Below are 23,172 nucleotides of genomic sequence, written 5' to 3'. Positions count from 1 at the left end.
GTCTTTTCACATCCCTTGGAGCATCAGTGCTGGTTGCCCAGCTTGTGTTCCAGGTAATGAATGTTGACGCCACCCTCACAGAAACCCTCGTCGCGGACGAGATCGCGGTGCAGCGGGATGTTGGTCTTGATCCCGTCCACCACGATTTCATCCAGCGCATTGCGCATGCGCGCCATGGCTTCTTCACGGGTCGCCCCGTAGGTGATCAGCTTGCCGATCAGCGAGTCGTAGTTCGGCGGAACCGCATAACCGCTGTACAGGTGCGAATCGACGCGAACGCCGTTGCCACCTGGTGCGTGGAAATGCTTGACCGTGCCTGGGCTCGGCATGAAGGTCTTCGGATCTTCAGCGTTGATCCGGCACTCCAGCGAGTGGCCGCGAATAACGACGTCATCCTGAGTGAACGACAGCTTGTTGCCGGCGGCGATGCTGAGCATCTCCTTGACGATGTCGATACCGGTGACCATCTCCGAAACCGGGTGCTCCACCTGAACACGGGTGTTCATTTCGATGAAGTAGAAACGACCGTTTTCGTACAGGAACTCGAAGGTGCCGGCGCCACGGTAGCCGATGTCGATGCAAGCCTTGACGCAGCGAGCCAGGACTTCCTGGCGAGCCTGCTCGTCGATGCCCGGTGCCGGTGCCTCTTCGAGGACCTTCTGGTGACGACGCTGCAGCGAGCAATCGCGGTCGCCCAGATGGATGGCCTGGCCCTGGCCGTCGGACAGAACTTGCACTTCGACGTGGCGTGGGTTGGTCAGGAATTTTTCCAGATAGACCATCGGGTTGCCGAACGCCGCGCCTGCTTCGGAGCGGGTCAGTTTTGCCGAGGAAATCAGGTCTTCTTCCTTGTGAACCACGCGCATGCCGCGACCACCGCCGCCGCCGGCGGCTTTGATGATCACCGGGTAGCCGACTTCGCGGCCGATGCGCAAAGCGGTTTCTTCGTCTTCAGGCAGCGGGCCGTCGGAACCCGGAACGGTGGGTACGCCTGCGGCGATCATGGCGTGCTTCGCGGAAACCTTGTCGCCCATCAGGCGGATGGTCTCGGCTTTCGGGCCGATGAAGGCAAAACCGGAGTTTTCGACCTGTTCGGCGAAGTCGGCGTTTTCCGCCAGGAAGCCGTAGCCAGGGTGAATGGCGGTGGCGCCGGTCACTTCGGCGGCGGCGATAATCGCCGGGATGTGCAGGTAAGAGTGCGCAGCCGACGCGGGACCGATGCAGACGGATTCGTCCGCCAGGCCCAGGTGCATCAGTTCTTTGTCGGCCTTGGAGTAAACGGCGACGGTCTTGATGCCCATCTCTTTGCAGGCACGCAGAATCCGCAGGGCGATCTCACCGCGGTTAGCGATCAGAACTTTTTCCAACTTCGCAGTCATCAAAGGCTCTCCGCGGTTCAAACGATGGTGAACAGCGGTTGGTCGTACTCAACCGGCTGGCCGTCTTCAACGAGGATGGCTTCGATCACACCGCTGGTTTCAGCTTCGATGTGGTTCATCATCTTCATGGCTTCGACGATGCACAGGGTGTCGCCTTTCTTCACGGTCTGGCCAACTTCAACGAAGGAAGGCGAGGTTGGGGAAGACTTGCGATAGAACGTGCCCACCATTGGCGAGCGGGCAACGGTGCCGTTCAGCGCTGGCGCGGCAGGTGCGGCTGGCGCTGCGGCGGCGGCCGGAGCTGCTGCGGGAGCAGGCGCAGCGGCTGGAGCCTGCATCGGTGCAGGTGCGTAGAACTGCTGGGCCGGGGTCTTGCTGTGACGGCTGATGCGTACGGACTCTTCGCCTTCCTTGATCTCGAGCTCGTCGATGCCGGACTCTTCCAGCAACTCGATCAGTTTCTTAACTTTACGGATATCCATGAATCATCAACTCCCAAGGGTCGGTCAGGGGCGTTTAACGCTTGTTGTTCAAGCTGTTGCCTGTTTTTCAAGCTGCTCTAGGGCGGCCTCCAGGGCCAGTCGGTAACCGCTGGCGCCAAGGCCGCAGATCACTCCCACCGCTACATCGGAGAAGTAGGAGTGATGGCGGAAAGGTTCGCGTTTGTGCACGTTGGACAAATGCACTTCGATGAATGGGATGCTCACCGCCAGCAGCGCGTCACGTAATGCGACGCTTGTATGTGTAAAAGCTGCTGGATTGATCAAAATGAAGTCCACGCCTTCGCCACGCGCGGCATGGATGCGGTCGATCAACTCGTATTCGGCATTGCTTTGCAGATAAAGCAAATGATGGCCGGCGTCCCGGGCCCGCTGTTCCAGGTCCTGGTTGATCTGGGCTAGCGTCACGGCGCCATAAACGCCCGGTTCACGGGTGCCAAGCAGGTTCAGGTTGGGTCCGTGCAGGACCAATAGGGTCGCCATCTGCTGTTCCTTGTTATCTGTGAGCAGGTGTCAGAACCCGGAGACTATGCCGCAAAGCCTTTATGACTGTCCAGTTCTCGGCAATAGCCAGCACGTTGACCGATGTTTACGCGAAGTTTTTGACTGACCTTCATCATCCGGTCATTCGGTTGAACTGACCCACCGCTATCGCGAGCAGGCTCGCTCCCACAGGGGGATGTGCGGTGAGCATCTTCCTTGGGCCATACCCAATAAATGTGGGAGCGAGCCTGCTCGCGATGACGCCGGCACATTCAATACCCATGCAAACTGAGCCACCGCTATTGCGAGCAGGCTCTCTTCCACAATGGGTTTGTGGTGTTTGCTGAGGTCATACCCGAAATGCCTGGACTGCGGTGTGCAACCGCCCGCCGAGCACCAGGAGGTTGTCGCCTTGCTCGCGACCCTGGCCGATGCGCAGCAGGTTATCCCCACCCAGTTGGTGAATGCGCTCGCTGTGGTCGCGGATTTCGCTGACAGCGCCGCTTTGCTGGGCCGTGACATCGGCGATTCGCACGGCGGTATCGGCGATGGTCTGGATGGCTGCGACGATTTCATCCAAGGCGCCGTCAGCCGCCTGGGCCTGGCTGGCGGTGGCCTCGGCGTGTTCAACCTGGGCGCGCATGCCATCCACTGATTGGCGCGCGGCCAGTTGCAAGCGGGCGATCAGCGCCTGGATTTCCGAGGTGGCGCCAGCGGTGCGTTGGGCCAGGGAACGGACTTCTTCAGCCACCACCGCAAAGCCCCGGCCCATTTCCCCGGCGCGGGCGGCTTCGATGGCGGCGTTGAGGGCAAGCAGGTTGGTCTGGTCGGCAATCGAGCGAATGACCGTCAATACGCCACCAATGGTTGCCGACTCCTCGGCCAGCTGTTCGATCATTTGCGCATTGCCTTGCACCTCGCCTACCAACGCATGGAGGCCGGCGAGACTCAAGCCGATGACTTGCTGGCCATGTTCCACGGCGTTACCGGCGCTGCGACTGGCCTGCGCGGCCTGGCTGGCATCGCCAGCCACTTGCTGGATGGTCGCCTCCAATTCGCCGAGCGAATCACGGATCAATGCGGTGTCGCCGGCCTGGTCCTCGGCGCCACTGTGCAGTTCGCCGCTCAACTCGGCCAAGGCACGGCTACTGCCAGCGACCTGTTCGGCGTTCATCCGAATGGTGCCCACCAGGTCCACCAGATAAGCGCGCAGGCGATTGAGGGACGCCTCGATGTCTTGCATTTCACGGTTGCTGGCGCCCATGTGGATGCCCCGGCTGAAGTCGCCTTCGGCCCAGGTGGACAAGGCCGGCGCCAGGTGCGTCAAGGTGCGGGCCAGGCGCCGTTGCAAGGTGTCGATGAGCAGCGCAATCAGCAGGATCAAGCCGATCATCACGCCCTGGATCAAGCGAACCTCCCTCTGAATCTGCCCATGCTGGGCACGTACCGCCGGTTCCAGGGTGTCGATGGCCGTCTGTGCATCAGCGATTTTCAGGTGGGTGGCGCGGCTCAGTTCGGTGCGCTTTTGGATCAGCTCCCGAGTGCGGGTCAATTCCGCAGGGTAGCGGCCGAGCAGGCTGTTGAGCTCACGCTTGAGACCGATGCCGGCGTCCTCGCTGACAGTTTTTTCCTGGGTTTGCAGGCCCATCAGCGCGGCGAAGTCATCGCTACCCGATTCGCTGCTGGCGGTTACGCCCAGCAGAGGCAGGCTCTCGAGGCGTTCTGCTTGCACACGGATGCCTGCCAGTTCCCGCTCGACATCGGCGGCCAGTTCGCTGCGACCGCTGCTGACCAATTTGTCACGGGTGAGGGACAACCGACCCAGGTGCTGTGAAGCGGCGAACAATGGAGGTGAGTAGGCCGGGGCGCCACTTGCGTACTGAGCGAGTCGATCGAGACTGGCGCTCAGTTCCCGTTCGGCCTGCAACAGCAGGGCCTGAGGGTCGCCGGCCAGCTTGCCGGCGGCCAGCAGGTCGGTCCTGCTGAAGTTGTCGAGGTTGGACAGGCTTGGGCGCAGGGTCTTGGCCAGGTCCGGTGGGAACTGGTCCAGCTCCTTTTGCAGGCTTTCCAATGCTTGGGTAGCCGCGCTGAGGCGCAGGGCGTCGCCGCTGGCCAGGTAGTCCTCGATGTTGCGCGCCACTTCGCTCTGGAACTGCCGCGACAGGCCGAGGTAGCGTTCCATCAACAGGTAGGGTCGCTCCAAGGCAATCTGCGACCACCAAAGGGTCGCGCCAAGGCCAAGGCATACGGCAACTAAGAGAAGGGTGTTGAGATTGGTCAGCAGCTTCAGGCGCATCAAGGGTCTACCGGGGGCAGAATCGAAGTGCCTGAAGTTATTGCGTTTGCGTTACACGTTTATGACCGAATCAGTGGAATCCGATGAAAAGGTGGCACTTTGCTTTGATTGTCTGGCGCTCTGTACCCGGTTGCGTCCGGCATGCTTGGCGCGGTACAGCGCTTCGTCCGCCTGGCTGGCCATCATCAGGCTGTCGGACGCTTCGCTCATTTCCACCACGCCGGCGCTGAAGGTGCACCACAGGTCCTGGGGTTGGGCCGGGTAATGGATTTCGGCGAAGCGTTGGCGGATTTCGTCCAGCACCTGACAGGCTGCATCAATATCGGTGTCGGGCATGACGATCGCGAACTCTTCGCCGCCATAGCGCCCGATGAAATCGGTCTTGCGCAGGCGCTGCTTGAGAAACAGCGCCAGGCTCTTGATCACTCGGTCCCCCATGGGGTGGCCGTGGCTGTCATTGACCCGCTTGAAATGATCGATGTCCAGCATGGCGAAACTCAAGGGCTTGCCTTCGCGGCGGGCGCGAAAACTGCAGTCCTCGAGCAATTGCAGGATATGGGTGTGGTTGTAGAGGCCGGTGAGGCTGTCGCGCACCATTCGCGCCTTGAGATTGCGCGCCCGGGCCGCGCGGTTGCGCACGGTGGTGATCAGGTGCCGGGGTTTGATCGGCTTGGTCAGGAAGTCGTCGCCGCCTTCGCTCATGGCGTCGAGCTGCTTATCCAGGTCGTCTTCGGCGGACAGGTAAATGATCGGCACGCTGACATAACGGTCGTTGTGGCGAATTACCTTGGCCAGTTCCGTGCCGGTGCAAGCGGGCATGTACATATCGAGAATGATCAGGTCGGGCTGGAAGTCCGCCAGCTCGGCCATTGCCTGGATCGGCTCGATCAACGTCCGGGTGATGATGCCGGCGCTGTTCAGCAGCCGTTCGGTGTGCAAGGCCTGGGCGCGGGAGTCATCGATGATCAGCACTTTATAGGGCTCGTACTGGGCGACGCAGGTCAGCACTTCGATTTTTTCCAGCAGGCTCGACGCCTCGAGCGTGCCGGTTAGAAATTCCTGGCCGCCGGCGCGCACCGCCGCCAGGCGGGTGGGCGTATCGGTTTCAAGCAGGCTGAAAAAGAGCAGCGGGATGGCCTGGTCGAGGCCTTCCTGGGCTTGGGCCGCCAACGTCAGGCCCACGCCAGGGCCGCTGAAATCCACGTCCATGACGATCGCCGCGGGCAGGCGCTCGACCATCGCGGAGCGGAACGCGGCGATACTGTTCAACGCATGGGCGCTGAGGCCAAAGAATTCCAACTGCTTGGCCAGCCGTTCCGCGCGGTCATGGTCTTGCAGCATCACGTAGATGGGCTTGCGCAGCGGCGGCAGGAAGGTCTGCTCGAGTTGATCGCCGTGGCGCAGGCCGGTGCGGGACAGGCGTTGCATCAAACGGTTGATGTCGCTGATCAACTGGCTGCTCAGGCGGCCGCGATTGGCATCCACCGCTTGCAGCGACTGGCTGATGCCGTGGGCAAGCTGGCAATGCTCGGGCTGTTCGAAACGCTCGGCAAAGCGCAGCAGGCGCAGATTGGCTTCGCTGAGCTCAGACAGGTCGTTACTCGACCACTCGCTGCGTTGCAGGCGCTGCCATATCTCAAGGATCTGGCGAGCCTGATGAATTACCCGCTGGGCAAAGTGGTGCTTGAGGCGCTCACGGCTGGGGTCTTCTGACTCGGTCATATCCTGACTACTAGTTAGGGGGCATGCTGAGGTCGACTGGTGGCTCTATGCTAGCACCTCTTTTCCCTTACATGAGTGTCGTACGTCAATAAACTGCCAAGAGATGCGATTCAGTTTTCGACCGCACGGTCTTCGATTGGCGGCCTGTCATGCACCGGGGTCCGAGAATAAAGGCTTTCGGGGCTTTTTTGGACTGTTTGTCCAGTTGCTTCGTTGGGTGCGCAAGCACGATTCGATTCGCTGATATCGAGTCAGCTCGCTACCAAATCATGACTGGCAGGGTTAAGGGAAACCCTTAGGAGGCTCCTGGTCTGGTGACGGTAATTGTCCTATAAGCCCAACGACGGATGCTGGCCAAGGCACGTTGATGTAAGGTTGTGGTCGAACCGTGAACTCAAGTGATTGAAGGAACATCGCCATGCTGGACTGGAAAAACCGCGCGGGCAGCGCGCCTGAACGCGCCGCCGAGCCGAAATCGGACACCCGCAGCTACCTGGGCGGGCTGTTTTTCAGCCGGGCACTGGCCACGCTCATTGGTTTGTATCTGCTGGTGACCATTGCGGTGGGTTGGTATTGGAGCCAGGAGCCGGCGCTGTTTCCCGTGCAGCAGAACGCCCAGGCGGCGGCCGAGAAGGACGGCAGGCAAATGGTGGTCGGCTACACCACCGTCGAAACCCTCAAGACCGTGGCCGGAACCTTGCTGACCAAGCAGGGTGGCTACATTTCCAATGACCGCTTCCCGCCGGGCCTGTGGATGGACAACATGCCGAGTTGGGAATACGGCGTGCTGGTGCAGGTTCGCGACCTGAGCCGCGCCTTGCGCAAGGATTTCGCCCGCTCGCAGTCACAGTCCGCCGAAGATGCGGACCTCGCCAAGGCCGAGCCGCGCTTCAACTTCGACAACCGCAGCTGGGTGCTGCCCTCCAGTGAGTCGGAGTACCAGGAAGGCATCAATTCCTTGAGTCGTTACCAGGCGCGCCTCTCCGATCCAGGCCAGAAGAGCGCATTGTTCTATGCCCGCGCCGACAACCTGAACAACTGGCTGGGCGATGTCGGCACTCGCCTGGGGTCGTTGTCCCAGCGGCTGTCCGCCAGCGTCGGCCGGGTCAAGCTCAACACGTCGCTGAAAACCGAAATCCCCGCGCCCGGCCAAGTGCCGCAGGTCGACGAAGAAGTGGTTGAAACCCCATGGCTGCAAATCGATAACGTGTTCTACGAAGCCCGTGGTCAGGCCTGGGCGCTGTCTCATTTGCTGCGCGCCATCGAGGTGGACTTCGCCGACGTGTTGGCCAAGAAGAACGCCACGGTCAGCGTGCGGCAGATCATTCGTGAGCTGGAAGCCTCGCAAGAGCCGGTCTGGAGCCCGATGATCCTCAATGGCAGCGGTTTCGGTGTATTGGCGAACCACTCGCTGGTCATGGCCAACTATATTTCCCGCGCCAATGCGGCGGTCATCGACCTGCGTCAGTTGCTGAACCAGGGCTGATCGATGGACGAAAGCACCCGGGAGGCGGCTCACCGAGCGGCTTCGGATGCCGAGCTCATCGCTTGGGTCGACGAGCATGACAACCTGCTCGGCAGCCTGGTGCGCTCGGATCTGCGCGAGCGCGGCCTGATCGGGCGGGGCACCTATATCATGTTGTTCAATTCGGCCGGGGAGTTGTGTGTCCATCGGCGGACGCTGAGCAAAGCCATCTATCCCGGTTACTGGGATGTCGCGGCCGGCGGCATGGTGCAGGCGCACGAGAGCTACGCCGAGTCGGCGGCCCGCGAGCTTGCCGAAGAGCTCGGTGTCAGCGGCGTGGAGCTGGTCGCCCACGACCATTTCTATTTCGAAGACACCGGCAGCCGCCTGTGGTGCTCGGCGTTCTCGGCCGTGTGGGATGGTCCGTTGGTGCTGCAGCCCGAAGAAGTGCTGGAGGCGCGTTTTCTGCCCGTCGAGCAGGTGCTCGATGAAATCCGCCACAAGCCTTATTGCCCGGACTCCCTGGCGGCTCTTGGGCGCTATTTGCGCGCCTGCGAAGCCGGTGTCGCAAAGAAGCTCTAAATTGGCGCCGATTGGCCCTTAGCAAGTCGCCTTTTTGCCGTTACACTGCGCGACTTTTCAAGCTTGGCCGACATCGTTCGGCCCAGTTGCGCTGCCCCTGCCTGAGTGGGGCTTCGCGGTCGAGGCTTTCGCCCCTTGACCAGTCTTTGTCCTCCGAAGAGGATTGCCGGTGGCCAAAAAAGCCGCATCCTTCGCCGCCCTGGGTGGCCTGGTATTTTCTACCGACGCCGGTCGTCATTGCCCCGATTGCCGCCAACCGGTGGATGCCTGCATCTGCAAACAGACAATCATCCCCGAAGGGGACGGTATCGCTCGCGTGCGCCGCGAAAGCAAAGGTCGCGGCGGCAAGACGGTGACGACCATTACCGGTGTGCCGCTGGCCGAAGACGCCCTCAAAGAACTGGCGACGACGTTGAAAAAACGCTGTGGCACGGGTGGCGCGTTGAAGGACGGCGTCATCGAGATCCAGGGCGATCACGTCGAGCTGCTGTTGGCGGAACTCACCAAACACGGTTTCAAGGCAAAGAAATCCGGCGGCTAGCAGCCTCTGTGAAGACCACCCCGGCTTGATCCGAACCCCGGTTCGGGGTCGCCCACATGGTTTTCACAGAGCCTGTTCTGAACGGGTTCTAAACTCAGCGCTGCGGGCAGGGTCTACCGTGCTTACAGGCAAATCGTCATTTCCATTCTCTACACTGCGCCAGCCTGCGACCGGGTGGGTGCATTTTGACTTCTTTATAGGGGACTTCGATGTCCGTACGACGCACACGCAAAGACGATGGCAGCCAATGGACAGTTGCGGACAGCCGCAGTGTTTACGGGATTCGCCATTGGGGGGCCGGGTATTTCGCGATCAATGAAGCCGGTCGCGTCGAAGTCCGTCCGAACGGCCCCGACAGTTCGCCCATCGATTTGTACGAGCAAGTCGACCAGTTGCGCCAGAGCGGCCTTTCGCTGCCCTTGCTGGTGCGCTTCCCCGATATCCTGCAAGACCGGGTGCGTCAGCTCACCGGCGCGTTCGACAGCAACATCGCGCGCCTGGAATACCAGAGCCAGTACACCGCGCTTTACCCCATCAAGGTGAACCAGCAGGAAGCGGTGATCGAAAACATTATCGCGACACAGAACGTGTCGATCGGCCTGGAAGCCGGCTCCAAGCCCGAGCTGCTGGCGGTGCTGGCCCTGGCGCCGAAGGGCGGGACCATCGTCTGCAACGGCTACAAGGACCGCGAGTTCATCCGCCTGGCGCTGATGGGCCAGAAGCTGGGCCATAACGTTTTCATCGTGATCGAGAAAGAATCCGAAGTCGGCCTGGTGATCGAAGAAGCCGCGTCGCTCAAGGTCAAGCCACAGGTCGGCCTGCGGGTTCGCCTGTCGTCCCTGGCGTCGAGCAAGTGGGCCGACACCGGTGGCGAAAAATCCAAGTTCGGCTTGTCGGCCGCGCAGCTGTTGTCGGTGGTCGAGCGCTTCCGTGGCGCGGGCCTGGACCAGGGCATCCGCCTGCTGCACTTCCACATGGGTTCGCAGATCGCCAACCTGGCGGACTACCAGCATGGCTTCAAGGAAGCGATCCGTTATTACGGCGAGCTGCGCAACCTTGGGCTGCCGGTGGATCACATCGACGTCGGCGGCGGCCTGGGCGTGGACTACGACGGCACGCACTCGCGCAACGCCAGCTCCATCAACTACGACATGGACGATTACGCCGGTGTCGTGGTGGGCATGCTCAAGGAGTTCTGCGATGCCCAGAGCCTGCCGCATCCGCACATCTTTTCCGAAAGCGGTCGTTCGCTGACCGCGCACCACGCCATGTTGGTGGTGCAAGTGACCGACGTCGAGAAACACCACGATGACGTCCCGGTCATCGAGAACAAGGAAAGCCTGCCGGAAACCGTGCAGTGGCTGGTGGACCTGCTGGGCCCGACCGATATCGAGATGGTCACCGAGACTTACTGGCGAGCCACCCATTACATGAGTGACGTGGCAGCCCAATACGCCGATGGCAAGCTGACCCTGGCGGAAAAAGCTTTGGCCGAGCAGTGCTACTTCGCGGTGTGCCGTCGCCTGCACAATTCGCTGAAGGCCCGCCAGCGTTCGCACCGCCAGGTGTTGGACGAGCTCAACGACAAGCTGGCCGACAAGTACATCTGCAACTTCTCCGTCTTCCAGAGCCTGCCGGACACTTGGGCGATCGGCCAGGTATTGCCGATCCTGCCGCTGCATCGCCTCGACGAAGAGCCACTGCGCCGTGCCGTGCTGCAAGACCTGACCTGCGACTCCGATGGCAAGATCAAGCAGTACGTCGACGAGCAGAGCATCGAGACCAGCCTGCCGGTCCACTCGCTCAATCCAGGCGAGGACTATTTGTTGGGTATTTTCCTGGTGGGTGCCTACCAGGAAATCCTGGGTGACATGCACAACCTGTTTGGTGACACCGACTCGGTGAACATCTACCAGAACGCCGATGGCAGCGTGTACCACGCCGGTATCGAAACCCACGACACCATCGAAGACATGTTGCGCTATGTGCACCTGTCGCCGGAGGAGTTGATGACTCACTACCGTGACAAGTGCGCCAGCGCCCGGATCACGGCGGCCGAGCGCACTCAGTTCCTGGATGCGCTGCGACTGGGGCTGACGCGTTCGTCCTACCTTTCTTCCTGACGGTGGCCCCTTGCGGGGCCGCTGTTGCAGGCTAGAGCGATTCATCGTGGCGAGCTTCCTCGCCACGTTGTTTCTGCATTGCAAACCCGTGCGCCGCGTTTATCGGCCTATTGATGCCGTTTAGCTGACGGCGTCCTAATTTCATGTAGTCCCTTTCCTAAATAGTCCTTGAGCCCTCTACTCGTCCTCTGCTGTCGGCGAGAATGCCCGGTCGCCCCTCCTGTAGAGAAAACGCCGATGTCCGATCCAGCCTGCGAGCTACCTTTTCGTCTGGAGATAGCCGGTCTGTCCGAACCTTTCGTCGTCGTAGCCTTAACAGGCAATGAAGCCATCAGCGAACCCTTCGTTTTCGAAGTGGAGCTGTCGGTCAGCGACATGGCCCTGGACATGGCCGGGTTGCTGTACCGCAACGTCTGGCTGAGCTTCGGAACCAAGGATCAAGGCATCCACGGGCGACTTCACGAAATCGTCCACCGCCATGGCGAGAGCTGCCGGGTACGCATCGGGCCGAAGCTGGCGAGCCTTGCGCAGCGTTTCAGTCAACGGGTCTTCAATGCCTGCTCGGTGCCACAGATCATCCGCCAGGTCCTGGGCGGGCATGGTATCAACGGCCGCAGCCTGTGCCTGGATCTGAGCAACGCTTATCCTTCGTTGGATCTGTATACCCAGTACCGCGAATCCGACCTGCATTTCCTACAACGGATGTGCGCCCAGGCGGGTATCCACTTTCATTTCGATCACACCCGGGACGGGCAATGCCTGGTTTTTGCGGATACGGCGGGCAACGTTCCGACGATGGACAAGGCTTTGTACAGTGTTGAAGGGCGGGCCCGCGCAGTGCGTGCGTTCACGGTGAAGGCGGATATCCACGGAGCGTTGGTCGCCCAGGGCCGTAGCGATCTGACGCACTTGCACGCCGGCCAGATCCTGTCGCTGAAGGGCCATCCTCATGGAAAGTGGAACCAGGGCTGGTTATTGACGCAGGTTGAACACCACGGTCATGCGGGCGGTTATGGCAATCTTTTCCAGGCCATTCCCTGGGGGATGCCCTTCTTGGTGGACAGGGCGCCGGACAAGCCTGTCATGGTGAGCAGGCAACGCGGCTGGGTCGTGGAAGTGGATGAGCCGCGAGTGGCCGGGCGAGTGGCGGTGCAGTTCGACTGGGCCTATCAGGGAGAGGGCGCCATCCCCAGTCATTGCTGGCTGCCCTTGGCACCCGAGCTTGCGGCGCGTGGCGTGGGGACGATTGCCGAGGGCACCGAGGTTCTGGTGAGTTTTATCGAGGGCGACCCGGACCGTCCCCTGGTCAGCGCATTCCTGGGTGGCGCCCCCGGCGCGCAGTCAACGCAGGCGCCTTCTCCCACCGCGCCTGCCGGGGAAATTCCCGGGGCTTCTGGAGTCGATTCATCCTTGTTGTCCGCAATCAAGGATGGTGAGCCACTGGTCTTGCTGTGCCTTTTGCCAGGCGGGGGGCGTTTCAGCCCTTGTGCGCAGCCGGTATGTACCTGTCGCATGGTGATGGGACAGGGCGCGGGCGCGGCGCCATGAATGTGGCCACGTTGCCGGGTCCCGCTCCCCAATGGCTGCTGTTAGACGTTCCGGACGCGCCCGAGGCCGCACAGCGCCTGAAGGAGCAGTTTGCCGAGGTGCCGCGTTTTGCCCTGTTCGAGGGAACCGAGTTCGACGGAGCGAGATCACACGGCCCGCTGTTGGTGGATCTTAGGCAATCGCCTGCGCTGGCCAGCCTGTGCCATCTGGACGCTCGATCCTGGCCCGGGTTGCTGTTGGTGACCTCGACGCCAGCCGAGTCCTTGCTGGTACATTTGCGGCGCATGCTGACGGTGACGCTGGGCCTGCATTACAAGGCCTTCCTGAGTTATTACAACCCGCACACCGCCAGCTATTTCTTCGATGCCTGCGATCCCCGGGAGCTCAGTTGCTGGCTGGGACCGATCAGCCTGTTGCGCTGGTTCGGTGGCACCTGGTCCGATCGGACGATGGGGTGCCAGGGGTGGCAACAGCTCTCCAATCCCAGGCTTGCGGTGCCTGCGCTGGAAAACGAGCATGGCCTCAGCGACAGGCAACAGGTCAAATTGCAGGAGTGCTTCCTGGAACGTCACGTCTGGCGATGGTCTCGCTCCACCGGCCATGACTATTGGGTGCTCTGGGACTACGTGCAACAGGGGCGCAAGCTGGGGTTCAGCGAGCAGGCCGTTCTCGACGGCTGGTTATGGCTGCGCTTGCAATACCCCGATGCCGAGCCCGTGCCGGGGCTGCCTGGTGGTTCCCAGCGAGAACGTCTCGATCATTTGCGACGCCTCTGGCAAGGCAAACAGGGCTGAACATCATCGAGTTTCGGCATCGACCCAGCCGCCCCGACGGTGCAAGAGCCAGGCGACCGTCCCGAGCGTCAGGCTGCGCACCGTCATGAACAACAGGAAGGTGATCCACAGTCCGTGGTTGCCGAGTCCTTGCAGCGCCCAGGCCAGCGGCAACACCAGCAACAGGGTCAGGAGCATGCCGTTGCGCATTTCCCGGGCGCGGGTGGCGCCGATGAATAGGCCATCGAGCAGATAGCTCCACACGGCAATCAATGGCAGCGTTGCCAGGTAAGGCAGGTAGCGGTAAGCGGTGTCGCGCACGTCGGCAATGTCGGTCTGCATGTCGATGAACAAATGTCCGGCCAGCAGAAACAGCAGTGCGAACCCGACGCTCGCGATCAAGGACCAACCGCAGGCGACCACCAGCGAACGGCGCAGGGCCAGGCGGTCGCGAGCGCCAATGGCGTGGCCGCATAGCGCTTCCACCGCATGGGCCAGGCCATCCAGGGCATGGGCGGTAAGCAGCAGGCCATTGAGCAGCAGCGCATTGGCCGCCACCGTCGCGTCCCCCAGCCGCGCGCCTTGCACGGTGATCAGGAAAAACACCGATTGCAGCACCAGGCTGCGGATGAAAATGTCCCGGTTTACCGCCAGCAGCGGTCGCCAGCTCTGCCACAGGCTCAGGGCGGCCCAGGCGATCCGCCCTGGCCAGGCGCGCAGCGTCCTTCGGGCCAGGGCCAGGCCCACCAGCGCGCCCGCCCACTCGGCGATGACCGAGGCGCGTGCCGAACCCGTCACGCCCCAATCCAGGCCGATCACGAACCACAGGTTCAAGGCGATGTTCACCAGGTTGGTGACCAACAGGATCGTCAACGGTGCGCGGGCGTTCTGGGCGCCAAGGAACCAGCCCACCAGCGCGTAACTGGCCAGCGCCGCCGGCAAGCCGAAAAGCCGGGTGTGGAAGAAATCCCGGGTCAATTGGTCGAGCTCGGCCGAGGGCTGCATGAAGTGCAATGCCACGTCGCTCAACGGAACCCCGACCGCCCCGAGCACCACCGACAGCCCCAACGCCAGCAAGAGTCCTTGCAGCAAGACCTGCCGCAGCGCAGCGCCATCGCCACGCCCGGCTGCCTGGGCGGCGAACCCGGTTGAGCCCATGCGCAGGAACCCCATGGCCCAGGCCAGCACCGTGTACAGACTCGCCCCGACCGCCACCGCGCCCAACTGATGGGCATGGGGCAAGTGGCCGATGACGGTACTGTCCACCAGTGCTACCAGCGGTACGGATATATTCGAGAGAATCATTGGCGCGGCCAGCGCCCATACCCGACGGTGGGTGAGGCGGTCGCGCCAGTCGGCGATCAGGTTGGACATGGTGGCTCCTTGATGGAGCGCGATTGTAGCGTTATCGCAGCGTTCGTTCCTGATGTCGCCCTGTTTGTCTTCAGTGGATGATCCAGCTCAGCAACCACAACCCCAATACCAGCCAGATAATGCCCATGACAATCGAGGCCCGCATAAAGGCGCGGATCGCCGAATACAGCAGCATCAGCCCGAGGATCAGTGCGACGATGCTGATGATCGAGGTGTCCATGCCAAGCGTGCGGGACAGGCCATCGACAAAATTGCCACCGGCATTGGCCAAGGTGTTGAACAGCCCGCTGAGCAGGTCGACGATGAAACGGATCACCGAACCGAGCGCCTGGCCGAGCCATTCGAAGAAACTTTCTACCTGCATGTTTGCATCCTGATGGAGAGGAATCGGAATCGAGCCGTCGGCTCCTGACTGTAGGAGTTGTGGCGGCTGCGATCGTTCGATTATGGAGCAATTCACCGCTTCGTACCGAGACGCTTGCCTTCCCTCGTCATCGCCCCGAAGCTATGCGCATTCAGGAGAACCCGATGAACCTTGTTGAACTGACCGAACGCCTGCATGCCATTCGTGACCGTAACGATTGGCGGCAATTCCACAGCCCGAAGAACCTCGCCATGGCCGCCAGCGTCGAGATGGCCGAGCTGGTCGAGATTTTCCAATGGCTGACCGAGGACCAGTCGCGCCAGCTGCCCGCGGATAAACTGGCCCACGCCGGGCAGGAAGTCGGTGACATTGTGTTGTACCTGTTGCTGCTGTGCAGCGAGTTGGGCTTGGATATGAACGCCGTGGTGCGCGGCAAATTGGCCGACAGCGAGCGGCGGTTCGCCCCATGAGTGACCGTCATTTCGACCAGCTCGCCACGCGTTTCGCGGAAAAAATATACGGCGGGGCCAAGGGGGCGATCCGCCTGGCGGTGCTCCAGGCCGATTTGCTTGAAGCCTTGCCTGACCGCCCGTTGCGTATTCTGGATGTTGGCGCGGGCCTGGGGCACATGTCACTGTGGCTGGCCGAGCGTGGTCACCAGGTCACCTTGGCTGAACCGGCCGAGCCCATGCTTGAGGGTGCCCGTCAGCGGTTTGCCGAGGCCGGCCAGGACGCAACGTTCATTCAGGCGCCGTGGCAGGACCTGCTCGGCCAGCTCACCGAACCGTACGATCTGGTGCTGTGTCACGCGGTGCTGGAGTGGCTGGCCGAGCCCCACGCGATCCTGCCGGTTCTGCATCAACTGACGGCGTCTGGCGGCTGGTTGTCGTTGGCGTTCTACAACCGCGACGCGCTGGTTTATCGAAACTTGCTCAAAGGGCATTTCCGCAAGTTGCGCAAAAACGACCTGGCCGGTGAAAAACAGAGCCTGACCCCGCAACAACCCCTTGATCCTCGCGAATTGGCGGCGCAACTTGAAGACCTGTGGCAGGTCGAAATTCAAAGTGGCGTGCGGGTTTTTCATGACTACATGCCGGTGCAATTCCAGGGCCGCGTAGAACTCGCGCAATTGCTGGAAATGGAACTGGCCCACCGGCGCCACCCAGCGTTTGCCGGGTTGGGACGCTACCTGCATTGGGTCTGTCGTCCCCTCTGATCCGAAAGAGCAGTCGGAGAGCGAAATGAAAGGTCGTTCAGGATTATTGGTGTTATGCCTCGGGCTGGCAGCCTGCCAGAGCGACAATCCGTATGTCGCGACTTCCAATCCGTTGCCGCCGGCGCCGCCCGAGGCCGCCAAAGTGTTCGATCGCAGCGCCTATCCGGCGCCGCCCCGTGACTATGGCCGCTATCGCAGTTGGGCCTGGCTCAACGGTCGGTTGCCGCCGGGTACTGCCTGGGCGGATTCGGCCCAGGTGGCCGAAGCGGTAAGCGCAGCGTTGGACCAACGCGGGCTGCGTCCGCTGCATGACAACCGCCCGGCGGACCTCTTCGTCAGTGCCGACCTGCGCCTGGAAACCCGGCTGCGGCAGGTCCGGGACGACTATAACGCGGGCTATTACGGCGGCTACAACCGCTACGGGCCGGGTTATGGCATGTACAACACCATTCCCGTAGTGCGCACCTATCAGGAGCAGGTCGTGGTGGTTCGGGTCGATCTGTTCGACGCCCGCAATGGCCAGCCCGTGTGGAGCGCCAGCGCCGAGACCAGCCAGCGCGGCAATCAGAGCGAGCGCACCGATGCCATTCGTGACGCGGTGGAAAAGGCCATGTCGGCCTATCCTCCCAGTTGATTCAAACAACGGAGAAAAACCATGTTTCGCCGTCTTGTCCCGCTTGCCCTTGCCCTGTTGCTCAGCGCCTGCGCTTCCAACCAGGTCAATCATGATTTCGACACCAGCCGCGACTTCGCGGCCTACCGCAGCTGGAGCTGGAAGGAGCCGGCGTTGCAATATCGCCCGGACGATCCGCGCATCAAGAGCGACCTGACCGAACAGCGCATCCGCCAGGCGGTCGCCGATCAACTCGACCAGCGTGGCCTGCGTCCGGCTTCGGGCGGCGCGCGGGGCGATGTGCAGGTCCAGGCCTACCTGATCGTCGAGGATCGCCAGCAACAGGTGACGACCAACTATGGCGGCGGTTGGGGCGGCCCATGGAATGGTTATTGGGGCGGACCGATGTACAACGAAACCCGTAACCTCAGCTACAAGGTCGCCACCGTGCAGATCGACCTGCTCGACGGCAAGGATGGCAAGCTCGTCTGGCGTGGCAGCGACGAGCAATTGCTCAGTGATTCACCCAACCCGATGGATCGCAGCGCGAAGGTGCGCGAGACGGTGGGGCGGATCCTGTCCAACTACCCACCGCGTTGATTGGTTGACCCATAGGTTGGGTGGAAATACTTTCAAGCAACCGGCTGCCAAATTCCCAGCATATGCTCCAGCTCACCAGCCCCCACCAATCGCAATTGCCCGCTGGAACCGGCCGCGCTCGCCAACAATGTCACCTCGCTGGGCAGGCGCACTGGCTTCTTGAACGTTACGTCGATTTCGATATTGGCTTCGGGCAAATGATCATCGAGCGCCGCCAACGTCCTTGCCTTGTTCCACAGACCATGGGCGATGGCAGTGGGGAAGCCGAACAACCGGGCGCTGGCGCCGCTCAGGTGGATCGGGTTGTAGTCGCCTGACACCTTGGCGTATTGCCGGCCAATATCCACGGGTGCGGTCCAGCGTGTCACTTGCGTCAACTCGGGGCTGTCCTCGGATGAGTCCTCGGCCAATGCGCCGTCAAGCTGGACGCCTTTGCAGAGCATCTGGCTTTGGGCCTGCCACAAGGGGCCCAGCTGATCTTCGATACGGGTCACCAGATCGAATACCGCCCCCTTGGCATGAGGCTGCAGGTTCTCGACGTTGACGCTCGCCCGCACCTGGCTGACACCGCCCATGGGCCGCAGCACGCGGATGCGGTTGTTCAGGTGGATCAAGCCCAGCAATGGGAACGGGAAATCCCGGGCGGTCAGCAATTGCATCTGCAAGGCGAACGCCAGCACGTGTGGATAGGTCGGCGGCAATAGTCCGCTTTCGCTGAAACCACACACTTTGCGATAGGCCGCCAGGTTCTTTTGGTCGACCTGGATCACTTGGCGCAGCCCGACGTCAGGCAGGACCGTGCCGGTGATCTTGCGGCGAGTCGCGGCCTTGGCGTAGAGCCCTGACATCGAAGGGGCGGTGTTTATTTCCTGCCATTGGATCGTCATGGTCACGCCCCCAACAAGCTTTGCCCGCACACGCGTAGCGCCTGCCCGGTTACGGCGCCGGTGCCTGGTTGTGCCAGCCAGGCCACGGCTTCGGCGACGTCCTGGGGCAAGCCGCCCTGGCCCAGCGAACTCATGCGGCGCCCGGCTTCACGCAGGGCGAAGGGAATGTCGGCGGTCATGCGTGTCTCGATAAAGCCCGGTGCCACCGCGTTGATGCTGATTCCCCGCGCCTCCAGGCCAGGCGCCCAGGCTTGGGCGAGGCCGATCAGCCCGGCCTTGCTCGCGGCATAGTTGGTCTGGCCGCGATTGCCGGCGATGCCGCTGATGGAGGCAAGCAACACGATCCGGCCATTGTCCCGCAGGGTGCCGCTGTCGAGCAGGGCCTTGGTCAGCACCTGCGGCGCGTTGAGGTTGACCGCCAGCACCGCGTCCCAGAACTCGGGCGTCATGTTGGCGAGGGTCTTGTCCCGGGTGATGCCGGCGTTGTGCACCACGATGTCGACGCCGTCGGGCAGGTGTTCGATCAACTGCGCGGCGGCATCTTCGGCGCAGATGTCCAGCGTCACGCTGCGCCCACTCAGGCGCGCGGCCAGGGCGTCCAGGTCAGCCTTGGCTTGCGGGACATCGAGCAGGATCACATCGGCGCCGTCACGGGCCAGGGTTTCGGCGATGGACGCGCCGATGCCACGGGCGGCGCCGGTTACCAGCGCCTTGAGCCCTGTGAGCGGTCGCGTCCAATCCTGGACCTGGGTCTGGCAGGCCTTGAGGCGGATAACCTGCCCGGAAACGTAGGCACTCTTGGGCGACAGGAAAAACCGCAGGGCCCCCTCCAACTGCGCTTCGGCGCCGTCACCGACATAAAGCAACTGCAGCGTCCCGCCATGGCGCAATTCCTTGGCCAGGGAGCGGCTGAAGCCTTCCAGCGCCCGTTGCGCACTGGCGGCAAACGGGTCATCGAGGCTTTCCGGGGCGCGACCGAGGATGACGACATGGGCGCTGTGGTCGAGGTTTTTCATGAGGGGCTGGAAGAATTCGCGCAACTGCTTGAGCTGCTCGACCTGCACCAGATGGCTGGCGTCGTACACCACCGCCTTGATTTTCGGGCCGTGGCCGGGGATCCATTCGGTCGCCAGCGTCGGTTCGCCACCGTAGATTAAAATCGCGTCGGTCAAGCGCTTGGCGAACGTGGCGACCTGTTCGGTCAGGGGGCCACCGCCCAACAGCAAGGCGCCCTCGATAGGCCGCAGCCGCCCGGCCTGCCAGCGTTCCAGGCGCACCGGCGAGGGCAAGCCCAGAGCGCCAACCAGACGCAGGCCAATGGGCGAGTTGGCGAAGCCTATGTAACGGTCTGACATGGAACACACTCCGGCTGATGAGGTTCCAAGTGTGGACCATGTTTGGCAATTGGTCGTTCGATCGCCCGGATAAAGCCTAAGCTTGTGGCTGGGCACGTTACCGCAGGCCAATTTCACACATTCGCGCATACAGGGGAGTTCTTCATGGCACAGCTACGCCGCGTCGCGATCATCGGTGGTAACCGCATTCCGTTCGCCCGCTCCAACGGGCCCTATGCCACCGCCAGCAACCAGGCGATGCTGACGGCTGCGCTCGAAGGTTTGATCGAGCGCTACAACCTGCACGGTGCTCACATCGGGGAAATGGCCGCGGGGGCGGTGCTCAAGTTTTCCCGGGACATGAACCTGACTCGCGAATGCGTGCTCGGCTCACGGCTGGCACCCAGCACCCCGGCCTATGACGTGCAACAGGCGTGCGGCACGGGGCTTGAGACCGTGCTGCTGGTGGCGAACAAAATCGCCCTGGGCCAGATCGACAGCGCCATCGCCGGCGGCGTGGACACTACCTCCGACGCGCCCATCGGCGTCAATGAGGGGCTGCGCAGGATCCTGCTGCAAGCCAATCGCTCCAAGACCACCGCCGATAAGATCAAGGCTTTTCTGCAACTGCGTCCCCAACACTTGGTTCCCGATCTGCCGCGCATCAACGAACCGCGCACGGGCCTGAGCATGGGCGAACATTGCGAGTTGATGGCGCAGACCTGGCAGATTCCCCGAGACGAGCAGGACCGTCTGGCCCTGGAAAGTCATCAGAAAATGGCCGCTTCCTATGCCGAAGGCTGGCATAACGATTTGATGACGCCGTTCCTGGGCCTGACCCGCGACAACAACCTGCGCCCGGACCTGACCCTGGACAAGCTCGCGTCCCTCAAGCCGGCCTTTGAAAAAAGCGCCAAGGGCACGCTGACCGCAGGCAATTCCACGCCGCTGACCGATGGTGCCTCGCTGGTATTGTTGGGCAGCGAAGAGTGGGCGAACGCCCGCGGACTGCCAATCCTGGCCTACCTGCGTGACGGTGAAACGGCAGCGGTGGATTTCGTCAACGGCGCTGAAGGCCTGCTGATGGCGCCGGTCTATGCGGTGCCGCGCTTGTTGGCACGCAACGGCCTGACGTTGCAGGATTTCGACTACTACGAAATCCACGAGGCGTTCGCGGCCCAGGTCTTGTGTACGTTGAAGGCCTGGGAGGACCCGGATTACTGCAGATCCCGGCTGGGCCTCGACACGCCGCTGGGCGCCCTCGACCGCAGCCGATTGAATGTGAAAGGCAGCTCATTGGCCGCCGGGCATCCATTCGCCGCGACTGGCGGCCGTATCGTCGCCAACCTGGCCAAACTGCTGGACGCGGCCGGGAAGGGCCGGGGCCTGATTTCCATCTGCGCGGCGGCCGGCCAAGGTGTGACGGCGATCATCGAGCGCTGACCATCGCCTCGCGCGTGGGCGCAACCTGGGCTCGCTGGCGGCTGGCGTAGCGTTCGGCGAGGATCGAACAGACGATCAGTTGCATGGGGTGATAGATCATGATCGGCAGCAGGATCAGCCCCAGGCCGGGATCGGTGCCGAAGATCAACGCCGCCATCGGCACCCCGGCGGCCAGGGATTTTTTGCTCGCGCAGAACACTGCAGCGATTTCATCGGCGTTGCTGAACCGCAGAGCGCGGGCGGTGCGGGTGGTCATCCACAGGATAATGGCCAGCAGTACGGCGCTGCCGAGCACCGCGCTGACAAGCACGCCATTGCCTTGTTGTCGCCAGATCCCGGAAACCATCGAATTGCAGAACGCGGCGTACACCAGCAGCAGGATGACCAATTTGTCGATGATGCTGGTATAGCGCTTGTATCGGGCGAAGAAACCGGCCAGCCAGCGCCGCAGGAATTGCCCAAGCACCAATGGCAGCAGCAACATCAGGCACAGATCGAGAAGGGTCGAGCCCAGGTCGATGCCACCGGCACCGCTGCCGACCACCAGGCTGACCAGCAGTGGCGTCAGGAAAATCCCGAGCACGCTGGACAGGCTGGCGTTGAGAATCGCCGCCGGCACGTTGCCGCCCGCGCTGCCTGTGAGGGCCACCGACGAGGAGATGGTCGAGGGCAGGGCGCACAGGTAAAAGAACCCCAGCATCAATAGCGACGGCACATGGCTGCCCAATGACCAATCACCGATCAGCCAGATCAAGGGAAACACGACGAAGGTAAAACCCTGCACCATCAAATGCAGCCGGACGTTCTTCAAGCCGTGGCGGACCTGCTCCCCGGACAAGTTGATCCCATGGAGGAAAAACACCACGAAGATGCCGATGTTGACCACCCAATCCGCATGCATCGCGCCGCCCGTGGCGCCGAATCCGGGAAAGAAATACGCCAACAACGTGGCAAGCAACATGCCGCACAGGAACCAGTCGGTCACCAGGCGTTTAAGGTGTCTTAGGATGTGCATAGGGCGCCGCAAGTTGTATGAGAAGTCGACTTAGCCTAACGTCGGCCTGAACAGTCGTCTTGCGATATAAGGCCAATCAATGCCGACTAACGGACAGCAGCAGCTTGAACGGCGCATTCCCGATCTGACGGAACTGCCTCGGCCACTTTATGCTCGGGTCGAAAGCCTGGATGCGGGTTCATGGACCCAGGCACATCGACACGATTGGGTGCAGTTTTCCTATGCCATCAGCGGTGTGCTGGGCGTTCATACCGCCGAGGGCAGTTTCTTCGCGCCGCCGCAACGGGGCATCTGGATCCCGGCCGACCTCGAACATCACGTCGTGACATCCACCCGTGCGGAAATGCGCAGCCTTTATGTGCATCGCCAGGCTTGCCCGTGGGCCGATGGGCGTTGCCGGGTGCTGGAGGTCACGCCCTTGGCGCGAGAGCTGATCAAGGTCTTCTGCCAATTTCCCGCCGCCTACCCGCAAGGCGATACTCAGGAGTCGCGGCTGGTGCAAGTGCTGCTGGACCAGTTGGCGGCATTGCCGGAAGTGGGTTTTTCCCTGCCGCTGCCACGGCATGCCCGCCTGCTGGAGCTGTGCAACGAGTTGATCGAACAGCCCGAATCCTGCGTCACCCTGCAAGCCTGGGCCGAGCGACTGGGCACATCCGAAAAGACCCTGACCCGTTTGTTTCTACGTGAAACCGGCCTCAACTTTCGCGCGTGGCGCCAACGCATGCGGCTGTTGTCCTCCTTGGGGTCGCTGGAGAAAGGCGACAGTGTGACCAGCGCGGCGCTGTCTTGCGGATATGAGTCGACGTCCGCTTTCATCGCGGCATTCAAGGGATTGTTCGGTTTCACCCCGGGCGAACTGTTCACGCATTGAGCCCTTGTCAGTTCTTGTCGCAAATACTTGCTTATCCAATGAC

At 62.0% G+C, this 23,172-nt stretch carries 22 protein-coding genes; 12 read left to right on the top strand and 10 right to left on the bottom strand.

What is annotated here, in order from left to right:
* Positions 1-23: 23 nt before the first annotated feature.
* The 5 genes from accC to J3P81_RS21795 all read right to left on the bottom strand — a co-directional run bounded on the left by accC (position 24) and on the right by J3P81_RS21795 (position 6,380).
* Positions 24-1,379, bottom strand: a complete 1,356-nt coding sequence (gene accC, locus J3P81_RS21815; protein WP_420766275.1) for an acetyl-CoA carboxylase biotin carboxylase subunit — start codon at positions 1,377-1,379, stop codon at positions 24-26.
* A 17-nt stretch (positions 1,380-1,396) separates the two neighbouring features.
* Complete coding sequence (accB, locus tag J3P81_RS21810; RefSeq protein WP_434560857.1) at positions 1,397-1,861, bottom strand: acetyl-CoA carboxylase biotin carboxyl carrier protein; 465 nt, start codon at positions 1,859-1,861, stop codon at positions 1,397-1,399.
* A gap of 48 nt (positions 1,862-1,909) precedes the next feature.
* Positions 1,910-2,362 carry a type II 3-dehydroquinate dehydratase gene (gene aroQ, locus J3P81_RS21805; protein WP_420766277.1) on the bottom strand — a complete coding sequence of 151 codons (453 nt, stop codon included), beginning with the start codon at positions 2,360-2,362 and terminating at the stop codon, positions 1,910-1,912.
* A 349-nt stretch (positions 2,363-2,711) separates the two neighbouring features.
* Entirely contained in the window at positions 2,712-3,536 is an 825-nt protein-coding gene (locus J3P81_RS21800) for a methyl-accepting chemotaxis protein (RefSeq protein WP_434564153.1), read from the bottom strand.
* Between the two features lie 1,173 nt (positions 3,537-4,709).
* Positions 4,710-6,380 (bottom strand): diguanylate cyclase, encoded by a 1,671-nt coding sequence (locus J3P81_RS21795; RefSeq protein ID WP_420766278.1) that lies wholly within the window; start codon positions 6,378-6,380, stop codon positions 4,710-4,712.
* A 418-nt stretch (positions 6,381-6,798) separates the two neighbouring features.
* Between J3P81_RS21795 and J3P81_RS21790 the strand changes: the two genes are divergently transcribed.
* From J3P81_RS21790 to J3P81_RS21765, 6 genes are all read left to right on the top strand, one after another.
* A complete protein-coding gene (locus J3P81_RS21790; protein WP_420766279.1) occupies positions 6,799-7,866 on the top strand; it encodes a DUF2333 family protein in 1,068 nt (355 codons plus the stop codon).
* Between the two features lie 3 nt (positions 7,867-7,869).
* A complete protein-coding gene (locus J3P81_RS21785; RefSeq protein WP_434560855.1) occupies positions 7,870-8,427 on the top strand; it encodes an NUDIX hydrolase in 558 nt (185 codons plus the stop codon).
* A 169-nt stretch (positions 8,428-8,596) separates the two neighbouring features.
* Positions 8,597-8,968 carry a translation initiation factor Sui1 gene (locus J3P81_RS21780; RefSeq protein ID WP_420766281.1) on the top strand — a complete coding sequence of 124 codons (372 nt, stop codon included), beginning with the start codon at positions 8,597-8,599 and terminating at the stop codon, positions 8,966-8,968.
* 209 nt (positions 8,969-9,177) lie between these two features.
* Positions 9,178-11,091, top strand: coding sequence for an arginine decarboxylase (gene speA, locus J3P81_RS21775; protein WP_039593533.1), 1,914 nt, complete (start codon positions 9,178-9,180; stop codon positions 11,089-11,091).
* Positions 11,092-11,328: 237 nt separating this feature from the next.
* Positions 11,329-12,639 (top strand): type VI secretion system Vgr family protein, encoded by a 1,311-nt coding sequence (locus J3P81_RS21770; protein WP_434560853.1) that lies wholly within the window; start codon positions 11,329-11,331, stop codon positions 12,637-12,639.
* Positions 12,636-13,433: a DUF4123 domain-containing protein gene (locus tag J3P81_RS21765; RefSeq protein WP_434560851.1), complete on the top strand. Its 798-nt coding sequence runs from the start codon at positions 12,636-12,638 to the stop codon at positions 13,431-13,433. Before J3P81_RS21770 ends, J3P81_RS21765 begins: the two co-directional genes overlap by 4 nt.
* A 3-nt stretch (positions 13,434-13,436) precedes the next feature.
* Here the strand turns inward: J3P81_RS21765 and J3P81_RS21760 are convergent, their stop codons facing one another.
* Together J3P81_RS21760 and J3P81_RS21755 are read right to left on the bottom strand one after the other, a co-directional pair.
* A complete protein-coding gene (locus tag J3P81_RS21760) occupies positions 13,437-14,786 on the bottom strand; it encodes an MATE family efflux transporter (RefSeq protein WP_420766284.1) in 1,350 nt (449 codons plus the stop codon).
* Positions 14,787-14,856: 70 nt separating this feature from the next.
* Entirely contained in the window at positions 14,857-15,150 is a 294-nt protein-coding gene (locus J3P81_RS21755; RefSeq protein WP_420766285.1) for a hypothetical protein, read from the bottom strand.
* A 164-nt stretch (positions 15,151-15,314) separates the two neighbouring features.
* Between J3P81_RS21755 and J3P81_RS21750 the strand changes: the two genes are divergently transcribed.
* Genes J3P81_RS21750 through J3P81_RS21735 form a run of 4 tightly spaced genes read left to right on the top strand, consistent with a single transcriptional unit; the run spans position 15,315 to position 17,579 of the window.
* On the top strand, positions 15,315-15,620 hold the full coding sequence (locus J3P81_RS21750) for a MazG-like family protein (RefSeq protein WP_434560849.1): 306 nt from the start codon (positions 15,315-15,317) through the stop codon (positions 15,618-15,620).
* Positions 15,617-16,366, top strand: a complete 750-nt coding sequence (locus J3P81_RS21745; RefSeq protein WP_434560847.1) for a methyltransferase — start codon at positions 15,617-15,619, stop codon at positions 16,364-16,366. Before J3P81_RS21750 ends, J3P81_RS21745 begins: the two co-directional genes overlap by 4 nt.
* A 25-nt stretch (positions 16,367-16,391) precedes the next feature.
* Positions 16,392-17,000: a DUF4136 domain-containing protein gene (locus J3P81_RS21740; RefSeq protein WP_434560845.1), complete on the top strand. Its 609-nt coding sequence runs from the start codon at positions 16,392-16,394 to the stop codon at positions 16,998-17,000.
* 21 nt (positions 17,001-17,021) lie between these two features.
* Complete coding sequence (locus J3P81_RS21735) at positions 17,022-17,579, top strand: DUF4136 domain-containing protein (RefSeq protein ID WP_420766289.1); 558 nt, start codon at positions 17,022-17,024, stop codon at positions 17,577-17,579.
* Between the two features lie 32 nt (positions 17,580-17,611).
* Here the strand turns inward: J3P81_RS21735 and J3P81_RS21730 are convergent, their stop codons facing one another.
* Positions 17,612-18,466, bottom strand: coding sequence for a MaoC/PaaZ C-terminal domain-containing protein (locus J3P81_RS21730; protein WP_434560843.1), 855 nt, complete (start codon positions 18,464-18,466; stop codon positions 17,612-17,614).
* 2 nt (positions 18,467-18,468) lie between these two features.
* Positions 18,469-19,821, bottom strand: coding sequence for a 3-oxoacyl-ACP reductase (locus tag J3P81_RS21725; RefSeq protein ID WP_434560839.1), 1,353 nt, complete (start codon positions 19,819-19,821; stop codon positions 18,469-18,471).
* A 144-nt stretch (positions 19,822-19,965) separates the two neighbouring features.
* On the opposite strand from J3P81_RS21725, the gene J3P81_RS21720 reads away from it, so the two are divergent.
* Positions 19,966-21,243, top strand: a complete 1,278-nt coding sequence (locus J3P81_RS21720; protein WP_420766292.1) for an acetyl-CoA C-acetyltransferase — start codon at positions 19,966-19,968, stop codon at positions 21,241-21,243.
* Here the strand turns inward: J3P81_RS21720 and J3P81_RS21715 are convergent.
* Positions 21,230-22,258: a bile acid:sodium symporter family protein gene (locus J3P81_RS21715; protein WP_434560837.1), complete on the bottom strand. Its 1,029-nt coding sequence runs from the start codon at positions 22,256-22,258 to the stop codon at positions 21,230-21,232. The two genes, J3P81_RS21720 and J3P81_RS21715, sit on opposite strands and share 14 nt — an antisense overlap.
* A gap of 79 nt (positions 22,259-22,337) precedes the next feature.
* Between J3P81_RS21715 and J3P81_RS21710 the strand changes: the two genes are divergently transcribed.
* Positions 22,338-23,129, top strand: coding sequence for an AraC family transcriptional regulator (locus J3P81_RS21710; RefSeq protein ID WP_434560835.1), 792 nt, complete (start codon positions 22,338-22,340; stop codon positions 23,127-23,129).
* Positions 23,130-23,172 lie beyond the last annotated feature (43 nt).

The sequence above is a fragment of the Pseudomonas sp. R1-6 genome (assembly GCF_051132115.1).
Classification (GTDB): Bacteria; Pseudomonadota; Gammaproteobacteria; order Pseudomonadales; family Pseudomonadaceae; genus Aquipseudomonas.
The sequence above is the reverse complement of the archived record's forward strand: the minus strand, read 5'-3'. Positions and strand labels throughout refer to the sequence as shown.